A 16809-nucleotide genomic window follows, 5' to 3' on the forward strand; every position below is an offset into this window, starting at 1 on the left:
ATGGTTCGTGTCCTGGCCTTCCTTGTCGGCCTGTTTTTCTCCGGCATGCTGCTGCTCAGCTTCATCTGGGGTGGGGTCGCTTATGTGAGCGAGCCGCCGCAGCCCACGGCTGAGAAGGAGTTCCACCTCCACCCCGAAAAGGCTGGCTTCAGCTTTGAAGGGCCGTTCGGCAAATTCGATCGCGCGCAGTTGCAGCGCGGCTTCCAGGTCTACACGGAAGTCTGCTCGGCCTGTCACTCGATCCATCAGGTGGCGTTCCGCAGCCTCGCCGACCTTGGCTATAATGAAGCCGAGATCAAGGCGATCGCCGCAGCCCGTCAGGTGCCGTCGATCGACCCCAGCACGGGTGAACCCAGCACGCGTCCGGGCGTGCCGGCGGACAAGTTCCCGCTGGTCTACCCGAACAGCGTGGCTGCCGCTGCCGCCAACAACAACGCCATTCCGCCGGATCTTTCGCTGATCGCCAAGGCCCGTCATGACGGTGCGAACTATGTTCATGCGCTGCTGACCGGTTATCGTGAGCAGCCGGCCGAACTGCTGCGCAAGTTCCCCGACGCGAAGACGCCGGAAGGGCTGCACTACAACCCGTACTTCGCGAACCTCAATCTCGCGATGGCGCCGCCGCTGACGGCCGAGGGTCAGGTGACCTATGGCGAGGGTCAGCCCAAGCCGACCGTCGACCAGATGGCCACGGACGTCGCTGCCTTCCTGATGTGGACGGCCGAGCCGAAGATGGAAGCGCGCAAGAGCACCGGCATCGCCGTGGTGATCTTCCTGCTGTTCGCGACGGTGCTGGCTTACATGTCGTACCAGAACATCTGGGCGAACAAGAAGCACTGAGGGTTCCTGCCCGGGTCGATAGACCCGACGAGATAAGAAAAAGGGCGGATCGCAGGATCCGCCCTTTTTTATGTGCCGATGGATATTGGAGATGGCGCTTGCGTCTGGCGCTGCTGCGCAAGCCCAGGGTCGTGGCGTCGGAGTCGGCGCCTCTCAGGCGAGGAAATCGCGAGCCCAGCTCTTGAGATCGCCGCCCATGGCATCGTCGCGGCAGGCGAGCGCGAAATTGGCCTGGGCAAAGCCGAGCTTCGAGCCGCAGTCGAAGCGCTCGCCATCGAAGGTCACGCCGTGGAAGGGCTGCTGGCCGATCAGCTTCGCCATGGAATCGGTGAGCTGCACTTCGCCGCCCGCCCCAGCCTCTTGCGTCGCCAGCAGGGCCATGACCTCGGCTTGCAGAATATAGCGGCCGGGCAGCATCAGGTTGGAGGGCGCCGTGCCCAGCGCCGGCTTCTCGACCAGGCCCCGGACCTCGGTCAGCACGCCGTCGCGGGCGCCCGGATCAATCACGCCATAGCTGGGCGTCTCGTCCATCGGGACTTCCAATGCGCAGACCAGATTGCCGCCGACTTTCTCATATTGCTCGATCATTTGGGCCAGACATCCCTTCTGACGGCCGACAAGAAGCTCGTCCGGCAGGATGATGGCAAAGGGTTCATCGCCGATGATGTCGCGCGCGCACCAGATCGCATGGCCAAGGCCACGGGGTTCCTGCTGCCGGACGAAGATCGCATTGCCGGGCGTCAGGCGCGTGCCTTCCAGCGCCGCGACGCTCTTGCCGCGGTCGGCCTGCGTCCGCTCCAGCTCGAAGGCGATATCGAAATGGTCCTCGATGGCGCCCTTGCCGCGCCCGGTGACGAATATCATCGTCTCGATGCCGGCTTCCAGCGCTTCATCGACGGCATATTGGATCAGCGGGCGATCGACGACGGGAAGCATTTCCTTCGGCACCGCCTTGGTGGCGGGCAGGAAGCGGGTGCCGAGCCCGGCGACCGGGAAGACAGCTTTGCGTATCGTCAAATGAACCCCCTGATTGCTCTGTCAGTCGTGGACGTGCCTATCGAGCATTAAGGTAAAGATACCGCATATTGTTCGATTGGCCGCCCCAAAGGCCGGATGAAGAGCCCCGCTTTGTGGTGGCATCCATCCAGGCCGAGGTCAGAACGGTCGGTGCGAAACTCGGTTCCGCCGAATTACCGACCGACGGCCGTGTAGGAGAAGCCGGCGTCCTCGACCAGATCGCGCGGGTACAGGTTGCGCAGATCGATCATCACCGGTGTCTTCAGCAGCGACTTGATGCGTGCGAGATCGAGCGCGCGGAAGGCGTCCCACTCAGTGATGAACACCAGCGCATCGGCGCCGGCCATCGTGTCATAGGCATTGCCGAAATAGGTGACGTCGCGCAGCACCAGCTTGGCCTGCTCCATGCCCTCGGGATCATGGGCGTGGATCTCGGCGCCCGCGTCCTGCAGCGTCTCGATGATCGCGATGGCGGGCGAATCGCGCATGTCGTCCGTATTCTGCTTGAAGGTGAGACCGAGCACGGCGATCGTCTTGCCACGCACTTCCCCGCCCATCGCTTGAATGACCTTGCGCCCCATGGCGCGCTTGCGCGAATCGTTCACGGCGACGACCGTTTCGACGATCCGCTGCGGCGCTTCATAATCCTGCGCGGTCTTCAACAGGGCGAGGGTGTCCTTGGGGAAGCAGGAGCCGCCAAAGCCGGGGCCGGGGTGCAGGAACTTGGCGCCGATCCGATTGTCCAGGCCAATGCCCCGCGCGACCTCATGCACGTCCGCGCCCACCTTCTCGCACAGGTCGGCGATCTCGTTGATGAAGGTGATCTTGGTCGCAAGAAAGGCGTTGCCGGCATATTTGGTCAGCTCGGCACCGCGCCGGCTCATCTCGATCACCGGCGAGCGGCCGATGACGAGGGGGCGATAGATCTGCCGCATCACGTCCAGGGCGCGGCGATCATCGCCGCCGATCACGACGCGGTCGGGGCGCTTGAAGTCATCGATTGCCGCGCCTTCGCGCAGGAACTCCGGGTTGGAGATTACGGCAAAATCGGCGTCGGGGTTGGTCTCCCGGATGATCCGCTCGACCTCGTCGCCGGTGCCGACAGGCACGGTGGACTTGTCGACCACCACGGTGAAGCGCTTGAGGAACGGCGCGATTTCCGCGGCCGCGCCGTACACATAGCTCAGGTCCGCATGGCCGTCGCCGCGCCGCGAGGGTGTGCCAACGGCGATGAAGATCGCGTCGGGGTCGGCGAGGGCGTCTGCCGCTTGCGTCGTAAAGGACAGCCGGCCGGCCGCGACATTGCTGGCGACGAGATGATCGAGGCCGGGCTCGAAGATGGGAATGCGGCCTTCGTGGAGGGCGGTGATCTTCGCCTCGTCCTTGTCGAAACAGATGACGTCATGGCCGAAATCCGCGAAGCACGCGCCAGAGACGAGGCCCACATACCCCGAGCCGATCATTGTAATTCTCACAGGAACACGCCCTTTTTGCCGTAATCACGGTGGATGCGCCGGCAGCCCGACGCCGCCAACAGGCGCAAGGCCTATTTAAAACTGGGCTTCAACACCAGCCAAACATAGGCCACCACGCCGACGAGCAGCAAAATCCCGGCGGCATGCATGACCATGCTGTCATGCTCGATCGCATAATTGCCGGCCTGGTTGGCAATGGCGCAGCCAAGCGCCGGCGGCAGATAGTCGATCATCCGGTCTGGTGGATTTTCCATCGAGGAACGCTGGAGGAACAGCACGATGATGCCAGCAAATATCGCCAGAGAGAGCCAGTCATAAACTGTTTCCATGCAGTCTTCTCCCGTCAGGCGGCACAATTTTGATCGCAGGATCGATCGGTTCGAAACCGCTAATTTTTCTGAAATGAAAACGCAAAGCGATTCACGATCTTTTCGTCCTATGGCTGCATAATCCCCCCATGCCAAAATGGTTCAGGCTCGGGACCGGCCGAAAATGGTCGCCTTGCATTGTAGAAGTGATGCGTTACCTCGGAGCGCCCGTCCGGGCACAGGCATGGAGTGTTGCTATTGCGTAAGGGAATCATTCTGGCAGGCGGATCGGGGACGAGGCTTTATCCGCTGACCAAGGCCGTCTCCAAGCAGCTCATGCCGGTCTACGACAAGCCGATGATCTATTATCCGCTCTCGGTGCTGATCATGGCGGGCATCCGGGAGATCATGATCATCACCACGCCGCATGATCAGGCGGCATTCCAGGCCTTGCTGGGCGACGGGAGCGCACTGGGTCTCGACCTGCATTATGCCGTGCAGCCGGAGCCCCGTGGTCTGGCGCAGGCTTATCATATCGGTGCGGATTTCATCGGCACGGACCCCTCCGCGCTGATCCTCGGCGACAACATCTTCTATGGCCACGGGCTCACCGAGCTATTGCAGGCCGCCAATGCGCGCGATCAGGGCGCGACGGTGTTCGGCTATAATGTCAGCGACCCCACAGCCTATGGCGTCGTCTCCTTCGATGCCGACGGGAAGGCGCAGACGATCGAGGAAAAGCCCGCGCAGCCCAAATCCAATTATGCCGTGACCGGTCTTTATTTCTACGACGGGAAGGCGGTGGAGCGCGCGGCCGGGCTGGCGCCTTCAGCCCGGGGCGAGCTGGAGATCACCGATCTTAATCGCGTCTATCTGGAAGCCGGCGAGCTGAATGTCGAGCTGATGGGGCGCGGCTATGCCTGGCTCGACACCGGCACGCATGGCTCGCTGATCGACGCGGCTAATTATGTGCGGATTACCGAGGAGCGTCAGGGCCTTAAAATCTGCTGCCCGGAAGAACTGTGCTGGCGCATGGGCTTTATCGATGATGCGCAACTGCTTGAGATCGCCGAGCCGCTGCGCAAGTCCGGCTATGGCGAGTATCTCCTCAAGCTGCTGGACGGCAAAGCCTGATGAACCTCATTGAAACGGCCATTGATGGCGTCTTCATCATCGAGCCGAAGGTTTTCGGCGACGAGCGCGGCTTCTTTCTGGAAAGCTGGAACGCGCGGGCGTTCAAGGATGCCGGGCTCGAGATCGACTTCGTGCAGGACAATCACAGCCGCTCCTCGCGCGGGGTCCTGCGCGGGCTGCACTATCAGCAGCCTGGCCCGCAAGGGAAGCTGGTGCGGGTCACGGCGGGCGCGGTCTTCGATGTCGCTGTGGATATGCGCCGGTCCTCGCCCACCTTCGGCAAATCGGTGGGCGTCGAACTGAGCGCGGCCAACAAGCGGATGCTCTGGGTGCCCGAAGGCATGGCGCACGGGTTCCTCTGCCTGGAGGATGGCACGGACTTTCTCTACAAATGCCGCGGCTTTTACGATCCCAGCCATGAGCACAGTCTGCTCTGGAACGATCCGGCGCTCGGCATCGACTGGCCATTGGGGGACATCGTGCCGCAGCTTTCGGTCAAGGACATGGCCGGCAAGCCGCTGGCGGATGCGGTGACCTTTCCGTGAAGGTCATCATCACAGGGGCCGGCGGTCAGCTCGGCCAGGCGCTGCAGCGATGCGCGCCTAAGGATGCGGATATCGTCGCGCTGGATCGGGCCGCGCTCGATATCGGGGACGCGGCGGCCGTTTCTGCCTGCGTCGCCGAGGTACAACCCGCGCTCATCCTCAATGCGGCCGCCTATACCGCCGTGGACAAGGCAGAGAGCGACCGTGACCTGGCATGGCGCATCAATGCCGACGGGCCGGGGCATCTGGCCCGTGCGGCAGCGTCAAACGGCGGGACCCTTGTGCATGTCTCGACCGATTTCGTGTTCGACGGCACGTCTGGCACGCCCTATCGGCCGGACAGCCCCGTTGCACCGCTGGGTGTCTATGGCGCGAGCAAACGGGCGGGGGAGGAGGCCGTGCTTGCGGCGTCTCCGCAAGCCCTCATCGTGCGGACGGCCTGGGTCTATGGCGACACCGGTCATAATTTCGTGCGGACGATGCTGCGCCTGATGGCGGAGCGGGACGAGGTTCGCGTGGTCGCCGACCAGATCGGCACGCCAACTTATGCTGCCGGACTGGCCGTTGCTCTTTGGCGCCTGCATGCTGCCGGCGCGAGCGGCCTCCATCACTGGACCGACAGCGGGGCGGCGAGCTGGTATGATTTTGCCGTGGCGATTCAGGAGGAGGCCGTCGCGCTTGGCCTGCTGAGCCGGACGGTGCCGGTCTTGCCGATCAGCACCAGCGACTATCCCACGCCGGCGCGAAGACCCTCTTATTCGGTTCTGGACAAGAGCAGCACCGTTGCGCACATCGGCGCACCCGCGCCGCACTGGCGCGCCCATCTTCGTGACATGCTCGGAGTGATCAAGGCGAATGGCTAATCTGCTCGTCACCGGCGGTGCCGGCTTCATCGGCGCGAACTTCGTGCATTATTGGCGCGCCCATCATGCCAGCGACGTTGTCACGGTTCTGGATGCGCTCACTTATGCGGGCAATCCAGCCAATCTCGATGGCCTGAGCGATGTCGAACTGGTGGTGGGCGATATCTGCGATACGCCGCTGGTCGAGGATCTGCTGGCCCGCAAGCAGATCGACACCATCGTCCACTTCGCTGCCGAGAGCCATGTCGATCGCTCGATCACAGGGCCGGACGCCTTCGTGACAACCAATGTCATCGGCACGCACAGCCTGCTCAAGGCTGCGCGCAAGCTGTGGCTTGATACCGGCACGGGCCGTCCGCACCGCTTCCATCATGTCTCGACCGACGAGGTGTATGGCTCGCTCGGGCCGAACGATCCGGCGTTCAGCGAGACCACCGCTTATGCGCCCAACTCGCCCTATTCGGCCAGCAAGGCGGGTTCGGATCATCTGGTGCGCGCGTATCACCACACTTATGGCCTTGAGGTCACGACGAGCAATTGCTCGAACAATTATGGCCCTTATCAGTTTCCCGAGAAACTGATCCCGCTGTTCCTGCTCAACTGCCTCTATGGTCGTAATCTTCCGATCTACGGCGACGGCATGAATGTGCGCGACTGGCTGCATGTCGAGGACCATTGCCACGGCATCGAGAAGGTTCTGCAGGTCGGGCGACCGGGCGAGACTTACAATATCGGCGGCGGCCAGGAATTGCCCAATCTCACCGTTATCGAGGAGATTTGCGCGACGGTCGATCGCGCCTTCGCCGCCGATCCGCAACTTGCCCAGCGCTTCCCCGATGCGCCCGCCGCGCGGGGGCAGGCATCGGACACGCTGAAGACCTTCGTCACCGATCGCGCCGGGCACGACCGGCGCTACGCGATCGACGAAACCAAGGCGCGCTCGGAACTGGGCTACGCGCCACGCCGCACCTTCAGTGAAGGCTTCGCGCAGACGCTGGACTGGTATCTGAAGAATGAGCAGTGGTGGCGGCCGTTGCTTGAGAAGGCCGCCGCTGGCCAGTGATGGTGGAGGCGGATCTCTGGTCCGCGCGATCCTTCGGGTCGCTGACCCCTCTCCCACTTCGACCAGGCAGCACGCTGCCAAGTCTGCGCATCCCTCTCCCTCAGGGGGAGAGGGTTTGGAATGCAGCGCCGTCGCGGCTTTTGATCGAACTCATGACATCGGTCTGACGTCCGACGAGCCGGCCCGCCACCCTCGTCACCCCGGGCTTGACCCGGGCCCCGCTAGGCTTCTTGCGGGGGAGGGAGTTTCAACCAAACCGTGCATTCGAGCGCCGGAATGTAATTGAGCATTAGGAAGCTGGACCCCGGGTCAAGCCCGGGGTGACGGTGGGGAACTGGGGGCACTCTAGCCCCTTTAGCGAGGACAGTCCTTCCAGTGCGACCAGTCAGGCAGCGCGGGATGCGTGAACCTGCCTCGCCGTTCAGTCTTCCTTGCTGAAGTAATCCGTATATTTGCCGTAACCGCCGTAGGAATAGCCATAGGGGTCGGTCACGCCGCCATCGTAGCGGTTGAGGACGGAACCGAGGCATTCGGCGGGGTCGAGCAGGCGGATCGAATCGGTGACCTGCTTCTGGTTGGTCCGGCCCTGTTCGATCACCATCAGATAGGCATCGACATGGCCGGCGATCACCATGGCGTCGTCATTGGCGAAGACGGGTGGCATGTCGAAGAGGATGATCGTATCGTCATCCAGCGTGCGCAGGGCTTTGACGAACCGGTCGAAGCGGTCGCCGGCGAGCAGCGGCATACTGTCGAGATCGTTCGAATAGCAGGGATAGAGCGTCAGGTTGGTGCCTTCGACATGGCGGCCGATCTTGCGCAGATCGTCCGTTTCACCGGCGAGGAAGCGCTCCAGGCCGACTTCGCCGACCAGACCGAAATTCTGCGCGAGCGAGGCCCGGCGAATGTCGAGGTCGAACACCAGGACCTGCTTGCCGGGCAGGCGGCTGAGCGTGGCGGCGAGATTGGCGGTCAGGAACGACTTGCCGGCACCGGGCGCCGGGGAAGTGACCCCAATGATCCGGTGGCCGCCGGCTGCCATCCGCTTGACCACCTGCGAACGCAGCAGGCTGAACGGACGGGAGGCGAGGTGCCGGTTGCTGAACGCCACGACATGTTGGGCTTCGAGAAGCTTCGGGTCGGGTGTAAACAGCGCCGTCTCATTGGGCGCGGGAATGCGGAAAGGCGCGCCCTGCAGGGCCGATGGCGCAAGCTGATCAGACAATGCTCAAACTCCTTGGATACAGTGCGCGCGGATCAGTCGTCGTCATCATCGTCATCGGGCTTCGTGCGGCCCTTGCGCCCGCCAAAGGGCCACAGGCGCTTCAAACCGCGCTGCTGCTGCTCGGCCCGCGACATGATCGTGGGAATGACCACCAGCGGCAACGCACCGGTCGCTTGCAGGACGGCGTCAGCGCCACGGATCGGCCGCGTGAGCATTTCGATCAGGAAGATCAGGCCAAAGCCGAGACCCAGGCCTGCGAAGGCGCCGAGCAGGATGATCTTCGGGCGATTGGGCGAATAGGGATCGTCCGGCACCACCGGCGGGTCGATCACGGAAAGACGCTCGCCCTGCTGCTCGTCCTCGGCACGCTTGCCCGCCTTGGCGTTCATCAGCTGGTTGGAGACCTTCTGATATTGCTCGTTGAGGCCCGTCATGCGCTGCTGCAGCTGCGCCAGTTCCTGCTGCACCACCGGCGCGCGGATCTGGGCGCTCAGAATGGAGGCGCTGCGGCCTTCTTCGGCGGCACGCGCCGTTTCAAGGCGGGAAATCTCGCGATTATTGGCGGCGATCTGCGCGGAAATAGCGGAAGTAGGAATGCGCGACTGATTGGATTTCGCCAGCTCCCGCGCCTCGGCGAGCCGCTGCTTGGCCAGAACCACGTCCGGATGCTGCTCGGTGTAACGCGCCCGGGCGGTGGCCACAGCGGCTTCCGCTTCGGCGATCACTGGATCGCGGTCGGCCGCGCTCTGCGTGAGTTCACGCTGCGCCTGCAATTGCGCATTAGCGGACTGGAGCGCGGCGATGCGGCTGTCTATGCCGATGGTGCCGCCGCCGGTCGTCGCCATGGTGCTGCTGGCCAGCGTCAGGCCGTTCTTCAGCTGGATGTCGGCGATCTGCTTGTCCAGCGCGGCGATCTGCGTTTGCAGATCGGCTTGCTGGTCGGTGAGGAACTGAATGGTGTTCACCGACTGCGCGGCCGAGGTGCTGGCGTCCAGCTGCAGCACCTGGTCGGTCAGCGCCTGCGCGACGGCCTGCGCCTTCACCGGGTCGGAATAGTTGAAGCTCATCGAGAAGGCGATGGTGCTGCGGCGCCCGCCATTGGCGGCCTGAATGTCCGCTGTGACCGGCTCGATAGCAATCGCTTCGCGCATCGTGGTGATGACTTCGGAGAGCGACTGGGTCCGCAACTCAGTCTGGTACAGCCCGTTCCTCTGGATGAGTTCCACCAGCTGCGGACGACTGAGGACCTGCTGGCGAATGCGCGCCATGCGCTGGTCGACGACGCTCGTGCCGTCGGCGCTGCGGGGATCGCCAGCCACATCCTCGGGAAGAAGCGAGGCCTCGACCAGCAGAACCGCCTTGGACTGGTACTGCACCGGCAGAAGGAACGCCGTAGCGATGCCGGCCAGGAGCAGCAGGAGGGCCGGCACGATGACCAGCCATTTGCGCTGCATCAGAATGGTCGGGATATGCGGCAGGAACGACGCCCCGCCGGACTCCTCAGCCGTGTCGTAATTGGCGTGGACGTTGTTCATCAGTTCTGACCGAGCCTGTACCGCAATCCAACGAGTCCGTGGATGTTTGCGTTGCGTGAGACGAGCGAGCTATATGTGTCACTATAGGTTACCGAAATGACAGCAGACAGCCGAGGACGCAGCAAACGCTCGTAACCGACGCTCGCCCGCGCATAATCGCTATCATTGCCGCCGGTTCCCACAAGGCTGCTCGACCGGGAATAAGAGGCGCTGGCGTTGAAGCTGCTACGCTGATCGATCTTGTAATTATACAGCGCGCCGATGGCCGTGACTCGCGAGGAGCCGGCGATCGACGAAGGGGAAACCCCGTGCGAGCCCGTGAGGCAGAAACTCGTGCGATCCCCTTCACGGCACAGATCGGCCGAGGCGTAGAAGGACGTGTTGTTGATCGACACGGCGGGGAATTGCGTCTCGCTGAAGGTCAAGCCCGCCGCGAGTTTCAGGCTCAGCCGGGGCGCCAGCCGCGTGTTGAGCTGTGCGGTCGGCGTATATTGGGTCGTCTTGCCGAAGGCGGGATCGAGATAATCGCTGCGAGCTGCATTGAAGCCCACGCCCACAGAGGTGTTTGCGCCGATTGCGCGCATATAGGTCAGGCCGCCGCCGTACGTGTCATATTCCTTGGAAAGGCCCATATTGTCCGGGAACCGCACGCGCGTGCCGTTTGCCGACACGTTGAGCGTGTCGCGGGGCGAGAGGGTGAAGCCGAAGCCAAGCTGGCCGGAGAACACGTCGGACCGCTGGCGATAGTTCACGCTGCCGCTCGGATCGACGATGATCGGGGCGCCAGGATCGACCGGCCCGCCCACGATCGGATCGTAGACCGGGTACAGGCCGTTGCGCACATAGCTGGAGTAGGAAAGACCTGCAGTCAGCGAGGTCAACGGGCTGATCTGGCGGCTGATGTTGCCGGAAAGGCCGTAATCGGTGGTGCCGTCGTAGAGCCGCGAATATTCCGTATGCGTCACTGATCCGCGCAACTGGGTCGTGCCCGTCGGCGAATTGATCGTGACGGTGGGAGCGAAGCTGCCGGCCAGCGTGGCAGCGGCGCTATCGCCGCCCACCGTGCCATAGGGATTGCTGGCGACACCGCCGGTGACGCCGAGATCTGCGCCAATGCGGGTGTCAGCCTGCGCGGCGCTGCCGAGCATGAGGGCGGCGATGGCTGCCGAGCCGATCAGCTTCGTCTTATTCATGGAACGATCACCGTGTCGCCGGTCTGGATCTGGGGAATGGCGCGGGCGGCCTCTTCGGAAAGATTGCCCTTCATCGCGCCGCCGAGCCGGAAGCGCAGCGCGGACAGCTCATTGCCGTTCTTGCGGATGATGGTGACGTTATCGAGATTGGCGAACTCGTCCGGTCCACCGGCCATGGCGATGGCCTCGACTAGGTTCACATAGCGACCCGGGGTGAACGAGCTGGGGCCGCGGACCCGGCCCACCACCGAGAAGGTGAAGCCCGAGGGCGTTTCGACCGAGACGGTCACCTGCGGGGGCTCGCCGCGATATTGGCTGGCGAGTCCGTTCGAGATCGCAGTCTGGACCTGCTCGGGCAGCATGCCCTGCGCGACGATGCGGCCGACCAGCGGGAAGGAGAAGCTGCCATCCGGCAGCACGCGGATCGAGCGCTGCAGACGCTCCTCGCCCCACACATAAACCTCGATCTGGTCGCCGGGGTTAATTGTATAGGGCCGGGCGACCTGATTGGATGCACCGCCTGCCGCAGCGGCGTTCTGCTGCGCCATCGCTGGCAGCGTTGCGACGGCGGTAAGAAGGCCCGCCATGGACCATGAAATTACGGGAAACCGCACGGTTGAGGATCCTTCTACTTGGCCGGGAATGCAGGCTTCATATACCAAAACCCTATGCCGTCACTACGTAAAAGCTGGGTTAATGATGTGGGGGCAATGGTTACTTTCGTTGCTTGCTGGGGTTAAGCCCTGTAACGCGACGCGGGTTGGGCGATATTCACGACAGGGCGATATGACTGGGTTTGGCAGGCTGACTTTCGCTCATGGCAGCGCCGCCCGGTTCGGCGGTAGAATGTCGAAGGCCTCGGGCAGAGGCCCATCGTCGAACGCTTTGGCAGCTTTGCTTATCCTCGCGGCCTTGGGCGGCTGCAAGAGCCCGAGCGAGCAGGCCGCCGAGCGGGCACAGGCGGCCGAAGCACTGCTGCAGGCGGGCGACCTCGCCGGTGCCCAGCGGGCGATTGGCGAGGCGATCCGTCTGCGGGAAGATGGGCCCAATTTCCAGCAATTGGCAGGCATGATTGCCTTGCAGTCGGGCGATCCTGCGGGGGCCTATCGGGCGTTCCAAAGAGCGCTGGAGTTCGATGCCACCAACCGCCTGGCCCTGGCTTATGTGGCGAATCTCGGTGTTCAGCTGGGGCAGATTGCGGATGCCGAAGCGGCAGCGGACCGATTGTTGACACTGGAACCCGATGCCATGCCCGCGCTGCAGACGAAAGGCATGATCGCCCTGGCCCGCGAGCAGCTGGACGATGCGATGTCCTATGCGGACCGGATTCTGGCGCGCTCGGCGACGGACGAAGCCGGTGTTATCGTGAAGGCGCGAGTGCTGGCGCGGCGCGGGCAGGCGGAAGAGGCCATCGCCCTGATCGACAACGCGTTGCGTGTCTCCGGCGATTCCTCGGCGCTGTTGACCAATAAGGTCAATCTGTACCGCTATCTGGGCAAGCCCGAGCCGATGGCTGAGGCGCTGGGCCGGCTGGTCGCCACCGGGAATGCCGGGACGGCCATGAAGCTGGACCGCATCAACCTGCTCTACAAGATGGGCCGGCTGCCGCAGGCCCGCGAGGCCAGCCTGGCGCTGCTCCGCGAGGGTTTGCGAGAGCCGTCCGATTATGAGGTTCTCACCCGCATCTGGTGGGAGTTCGACCCCACGCCGCTATCGCCCGACGTCGCGCGCGGGCCGACGGATTGGCGTGACCCGCTCGCCGTCCTGACGGTTTCGCGCTATCTGCTCGCGCGCGGAAATCGCGAGACGGCCAATCTGCTTTTGAATTCCGTGCCGGATGGGCGCGCCAAGGAGTTGATCGCACCGCTCAAGCTGCGGCTGCTCATGGAAACCGGTAAGGATCAGGGAGTCGAGGGGCAGGTCGAATCGCTGCTCAAGCAGGATCCCGAGAATGTCGACGCGCTGCTGTTGCGCGCGCACTATGCCGCGAAAAGAGGCGACGCACGCGCTGCGCTGGAAGCGGCGCAGCTGGCGCTGGCGAACGATCCGCGCAATCCCGACGCCTATCAGGCCGTGGCGCAGCTTTATCGGGCACGCGGCGAGAACTGGCGTGCCCGCCAGATCTACGAAGAGGGCTTGAAGCAGATTCCCCAGAATTTTCCTCTGGTGCAATCTTATATGCAATATCTTCATGACTCGGGGGATAGGGCGCGGAGTATGTCGGTCGCGCGCAATTTTGCCCGGGCTTTGCCGTCGTCGGAAAAGGCGTGGAGCCTGCTCGTGGCGCAATGCGCGGCCATACAAGATGGGACCTGCGCGAGCGTGGCTCAGAATGGATTGGACAATGCCCGGACAGCCTATCTCGTGGATGATCCCCCAGGCAAACCGGCCGATCGCGGCCTGTTTGGTCGCTTTTGACACCGTTTTGTAATTCGGCGAACCATGATCAGCTTTCAGCGTCCTGCGCGTAACAAATATGTCCGCTTCACCTCCAACGTGCTGCGCTCGGGCGGTATCATCAATGATAGCCTGTGCTTCTTGCTGTCCTATCTGATCACGGTCGCCTTTTACCGCAGTTTCCTAGGCTACTATCTGGACGCGCGCCTGCATTCGACCGTCGTGGTCGTCATGGCGATCAACTTTTTCCTGATCCGGATTTCCCGGGACGCCTATTCCGGCTTCCGGGGGCAGGGCGATGATCTTGGCGGCAGCACATTCCTCGACTTCCTCGTGGCTTTGACGCTGACCGGATTCATCCTCGTCCAGTTTGGCAAAGGCGGCGATCTGTCGCTCCGCTTCGCGCTCGTATTCTCGCTGGTCTGCCTTATCTTTCTGGTGTTTTCGCGCCTGCTGTTCCGGCAGCTCGTTCGCGTGGCGATGAAGCACAAGATTATCGGACAGCGCGTGGCGATCTATGGCGCGGACCGGGAGGTGACGAGCCGGCTGCTGGAACTGCTGGAGATCGAGCGGCTGCCCCATATCAACATCGTTGGTTTTGCGGACGACCGGCGCTCTCGGGTCGAGACGGGTATGATCGGGCGGTTTCCGTATCTCGGCGGGTTTGACGAGATGCTGGGCCTCGCGCAGCAGGGGATGCTGGACCAGGTGATCGTGGCGCTACCGCTGGTGCGACAGGAGCGCCTCAACCAGATCATCGAGCAGCTCAGTGCCGGCGCGATCGACATTTGCATCATGCCGCGCGAGTTCCTGGTGCTGCGGGATCGGTACAGCGTCAATTATATCGGCTCCCTGCCGGTGCTCAGCGTGTGGCAACTGCCGATGCGAGACTTCGACGGTGTTCTGAAGGAGATCCAGGATCGCCTTCTTGCGCTCATCGGCGTGATCGTTCTGGCGCCGCTGCTCATCCTCACCGCGCTCGCCATCCGGCTGGAGAGCAAGGGGCCGATCCTGTTCCGCCAGAAGCGCCTCGGCTTCAACAATCTGGAAATCGAGGTTCTCAAGTTCCGGTCGATGTATACCGATCGTCAGGATGTCAGCGGCGGCGAACGGACGCGCAAGGGCGATCCGCGGATCACCCGGGTGGGGCGCATCATTCGTCGCACCAGCATCGACGAGCTGCCGCAGTTATGGAATGTGCTCAGGGGTGAGATGTCTCTCGTGGGGCCGCGGCCCCACGCCTTGGCGATGCGCGTCGGCGATGCCTATTATCACGACGCGGTTCGGGGATATGCTGCGCGGCATCGCGTGAAGCCCGGGATCACCGGCCTCGCGCAGGTTAGGGGCTTGCGCGGGGAGATCGATACGATCGAGAGAGCCAAGAAACGTGTCGAATATGACATCTATTATATCGAGAACTGGTCGCCCTTGCTTGATCTGCGGATCATCCTCGAGACTGTCGTGCGCCTGATCTGGGACAAGCATGCCTACTGAGGCTGTCCGCCAGGCTGAAGGGTCGTTCGAGCGGGCTGCCATGGGCGGCGCGCTGATGAGTGGGCTCAACTGCATCGCGCGGAGGGGGTGAAGCGATGCAGGCGTTGATCGCACAGGGCGTTCTCATCCTCTGGCCGTTGGTGGCTCTGGTCCTTTACATGACCATGTCGGCCGGACGGGCAACGATCTGGACGTTGCTCGCGGGCTATCTGCTGCTGCCGCGCGGGGTTGCGTTCGACCTTCCGGGCATCCCGGCCTTCGACAAGTCCACCATCCCAAGCCTCGCAGCTTTCGTGCTCGCGCTAGCCACCTCGCGGCGGGGTGAGTTCAAGTGGCCGCGCAGCAAGGCGCTGAACCTGCTGATGTTGGGCTTTGTTCTCACGCCCTTTGCCACGGCTCTGACCAACCGCGATTTTTACATGATCGGGAGCATGGCCTTCCCGGCACTCGGTTTCAGAGAAGGCCTGTCCATGTCGGTCGGCCACGTGATCACGCTGGCGCCCTTCGTGCTCGGCGCCGGTCTGCTCGGTAATGAGCGTGGCCATCGGCAGATCCTGCTTGCGCTGGTGATCGGCGCGCTGGCCTATTCTATCCCCATCATGCTCGAAGTCAGGCTCAGTCCGTTTTTGCAGCGATGGGTCTATGGCATCGAAGACGCCGAATATTTCCTGCAACAGATGCGGTTCGGTGGCTTTCGCTCGATGGTGTTCCTTGGGCACGGTTTGCTGGTTTCAGCTTTCCTGGCGATGGCACTTCTCGCGGCGATCGGACTGGGGAAGATGCGAGTCGCCCTCTTCGGCCTGCCGATGAGCTTGATCGTGGTCTTCCTTGCCGTCGTCCTCGTTCTGAACAAGTCACTCGGTGCGATGCTGCTCGTTCTGCTCCTGGCGCCGTTACTGCTGTTCCTGCGCCCCCGCCTATACCTCACGATCATGGCCGGACTGGCCCTGATGGTCGTGACTTATCCCGCCCTGCGCGGCAGCGGCCTTATTCCCTTGCAGGACGTCGTGCAAACGATTCGCTCGGTCAGCCCCGATCGCGCAGAGTCTCTCGACTTCCGTTTACGCAATGAAGAGATTCTGCTCACTAGGGCGCAGCAAAAGCCGCTCTTTGGCTGGGGGACTTTCGGCCGGAACCGCGTGATTGTGGTCACGCACTGGGGTGGGACGGTGGATATTTCTGTCACAGATGGCACTTGGATCATTGTGATCGGCATGCTGGGCTGGGTCGGCTATTTCTTCTTTTTCGGTTTGCTCACCTACCCATTCTGGCGGATTTTGCGGTTTCGCCGGTTCAAGACACCCACAGCTACACTTACACTCGCTGCTGTACATATGTTCAACCTACTGGATTTGATCCCTAACTCTTCTCTAGGACCCGTGACGTGGCTGATCGCTGGAGCGTTGTGTGCCGTGATGAATTCGAAGATTAAAGTGAATCAGCCCAAACTGGATGGAGATAGCAGATGAACAACCCTCCAGAAGATGGACGGCGGTCGATCTCGTGGCTGAGTTGCTTAGGAGCTGCGGCATTCCTATTGGTCGTTTTGGCCCTATCCACGGGTTTTCTGGTCTACGTGTTCTCCTACGGGCCACTCCGGTAGCGCAAGTGAATTCAGTCGCATTTTCGCCACCGGCGGCAGCTTTCGGGGTTGTACGCCAGTGTTTGTCGCGGCAGTTTCATAAGCGATTTGGGGAGTTCTAGAACGTCAGAAATCGGG

At 62.7% G+C, this 16809-nt stretch carries 15 protein-coding genes; 8 read left to right on the forward strand and 7 right to left on the reverse strand.

Translation table 11 applies throughout. The features are described from left to right. The gene (locus M2335_RS05150; RefSeq protein WP_181560426.1) at positions 1-840 is read left to right on the forward strand and encodes a cytochrome c1; all 840 of its coding nucleotides are present in this window, start codon (positions 1-3) and stop codon (positions 838-840) included. Positions 841-993: 153 nt separating this feature from the next. Here the strand turns inward: M2335_RS05150 and M2335_RS05155 are convergent, their stop codons facing one another. The 3 genes from M2335_RS05155 to M2335_RS05165 form a co-directional block, all read right to left on the reverse strand. Beyond that, the gene (locus M2335_RS05155) at positions 994-1857 is read right to left on the reverse strand and encodes a UTP--glucose-1-phosphate uridylyltransferase (protein ID WP_264593996.1); all 864 of its coding nucleotides are present in this window, start codon (positions 1855-1857) and stop codon (positions 994-996) included. A 173-nt stretch (positions 1858-2030) separates the two neighbouring features. Beyond that, positions 2031-3332, reverse strand: coding sequence for a UDP-glucose dehydrogenase family protein (locus M2335_RS05160; protein WP_264593997.1), 1302 nt, complete (start codon positions 3330-3332; stop codon positions 2031-2033). A 71-nt stretch (positions 3333-3403) separates the two neighbouring features. Then, the gene (locus M2335_RS05165; protein ID WP_181560423.1) at positions 3404-3661 is read right to left on the reverse strand and encodes an XrtV sorting system accessory protein; all 258 of its coding nucleotides are present in this window, start codon (positions 3659-3661) and stop codon (positions 3404-3406) included. 237 nt (positions 3662-3898) lie between these two features. Here M2335_RS05165 and rfbA point away from each other — a divergent pair, with 237 nt between their 5' ends. Genes rfbA through rfbB form a run of 4 tightly spaced genes read left to right on the forward strand, consistent with a single transcriptional unit; the run spans position 3899 to position 7245 of the window. After that, entirely contained in the window at positions 3899-4774 is an 876-nt protein-coding gene (gene rfbA, locus M2335_RS05170; RefSeq protein WP_264593998.1) for a glucose-1-phosphate thymidylyltransferase RfbA, read from the forward strand. Then, the gene (gene rfbC / locus M2335_RS05175; protein WP_264593999.1) at positions 4774-5319 is read left to right on the forward strand and encodes a dTDP-4-dehydrorhamnose 3,5-epimerase; all 546 of its coding nucleotides are present in this window, start codon (positions 4774-4776) and stop codon (positions 5317-5319) included. Before rfbA ends, rfbC begins: the two co-directional genes overlap by 1 nt. Beyond that, complete coding sequence (gene rfbD / locus M2335_RS05180; protein WP_264594000.1) at positions 5316-6182, forward strand: dTDP-4-dehydrorhamnose reductase; 867 nt, start codon at positions 5316-5318, stop codon at positions 6180-6182. The genes rfbC and rfbD overlap by 4 nt, the downstream gene beginning before the upstream one ends. Further along, positions 6175-7245 (forward strand): dTDP-glucose 4,6-dehydratase, encoded by a 1071-nt coding sequence (gene rfbB, locus M2335_RS05185; protein ID WP_264594001.1) that lies wholly within the window; start codon positions 6175-6177, stop codon positions 7243-7245. The genes rfbD and rfbB overlap by 8 nt, the downstream gene beginning before the upstream one ends. Positions 7246-7666: 421 nt before the next feature. Here rfbB and M2335_RS05190 read toward each other — a convergent pair whose 3' ends face one another. The 4 genes from M2335_RS05190 to M2335_RS05205 are packed head-to-tail and all read right to left on the reverse strand — an operon-like array spanning position 7667 to position 11785. Continuing rightward, a complete protein-coding gene (locus M2335_RS05190; RefSeq protein WP_264571107.1) occupies positions 7667-8470 on the reverse strand; it encodes a CpsD/CapB family tyrosine-protein kinase in 804 nt (267 codons plus the stop codon). A 32-nt stretch (positions 8471-8502) separates the two neighbouring features. Beyond that, positions 8503-10005: a GumC family protein gene (locus tag M2335_RS05195; protein WP_181560417.1), complete on the reverse strand. Its 1503-nt coding sequence runs from the start codon at positions 10003-10005 to the stop codon at positions 8503-8505. Next, the gene (locus M2335_RS05200) at positions 10005-11198 is read right to left on the reverse strand and encodes a hypothetical protein (protein WP_264575154.1); all 1194 of its coding nucleotides are present in this window, start codon (positions 11196-11198) and stop codon (positions 10005-10007) included. Before M2335_RS05200 ends, M2335_RS05195 begins: the two co-directional genes overlap by 1 nt. Further along, the gene (locus tag M2335_RS05205; protein ID WP_264594002.1) at positions 11195-11785 is read right to left on the reverse strand and encodes a polysaccharide biosynthesis/export family protein; all 591 of its coding nucleotides are present in this window, start codon (positions 11783-11785) and stop codon (positions 11195-11197) included. The genes M2335_RS05200 and M2335_RS05205 overlap by 4 nt, the downstream gene beginning before the upstream one ends. Here M2335_RS05205 and M2335_RS05210 point away from each other — a divergent pair. The 3 genes from M2335_RS05210 (at position 11784) to M2335_RS05220 (ending at position 16558) form a co-directional block, all read left to right on the forward strand. Continuing rightward, positions 11784-13616, forward strand: coding sequence for a tetratricopeptide repeat protein (locus M2335_RS05210; RefSeq protein WP_264594003.1), 1833 nt, complete (start codon positions 11784-11786; stop codon positions 13614-13616). The genes M2335_RS05205 and M2335_RS05210 overlap by 2 nt on opposite strands. Before the next feature lie 24 nt (positions 13617-13640). Further along, a complete protein-coding gene (locus M2335_RS05215) occupies positions 13641-15089 on the forward strand; it encodes an undecaprenyl-phosphate glucose phosphotransferase (protein ID WP_181560414.1) in 1449 nt (482 codons plus the stop codon). Between the two features lie 95 nt (positions 15090-15184). Next, on the forward strand, positions 15185-16558 hold the full coding sequence (locus tag M2335_RS05220) for a hypothetical protein (protein ID WP_264571102.1): 1374 nt from the start codon (positions 15185-15187) through the stop codon (positions 16556-16558). Positions 16559-16809: the final 251 nt, after the last annotated feature.

Source organism: Sphingobium sp. B12D2B, assembly GCF_025961775.1.
In the GTDB taxonomy this organism is placed as follows: domain Bacteria; phylum Pseudomonadota; class Alphaproteobacteria; order Sphingomonadales; family Sphingomonadaceae; genus Sphingobium.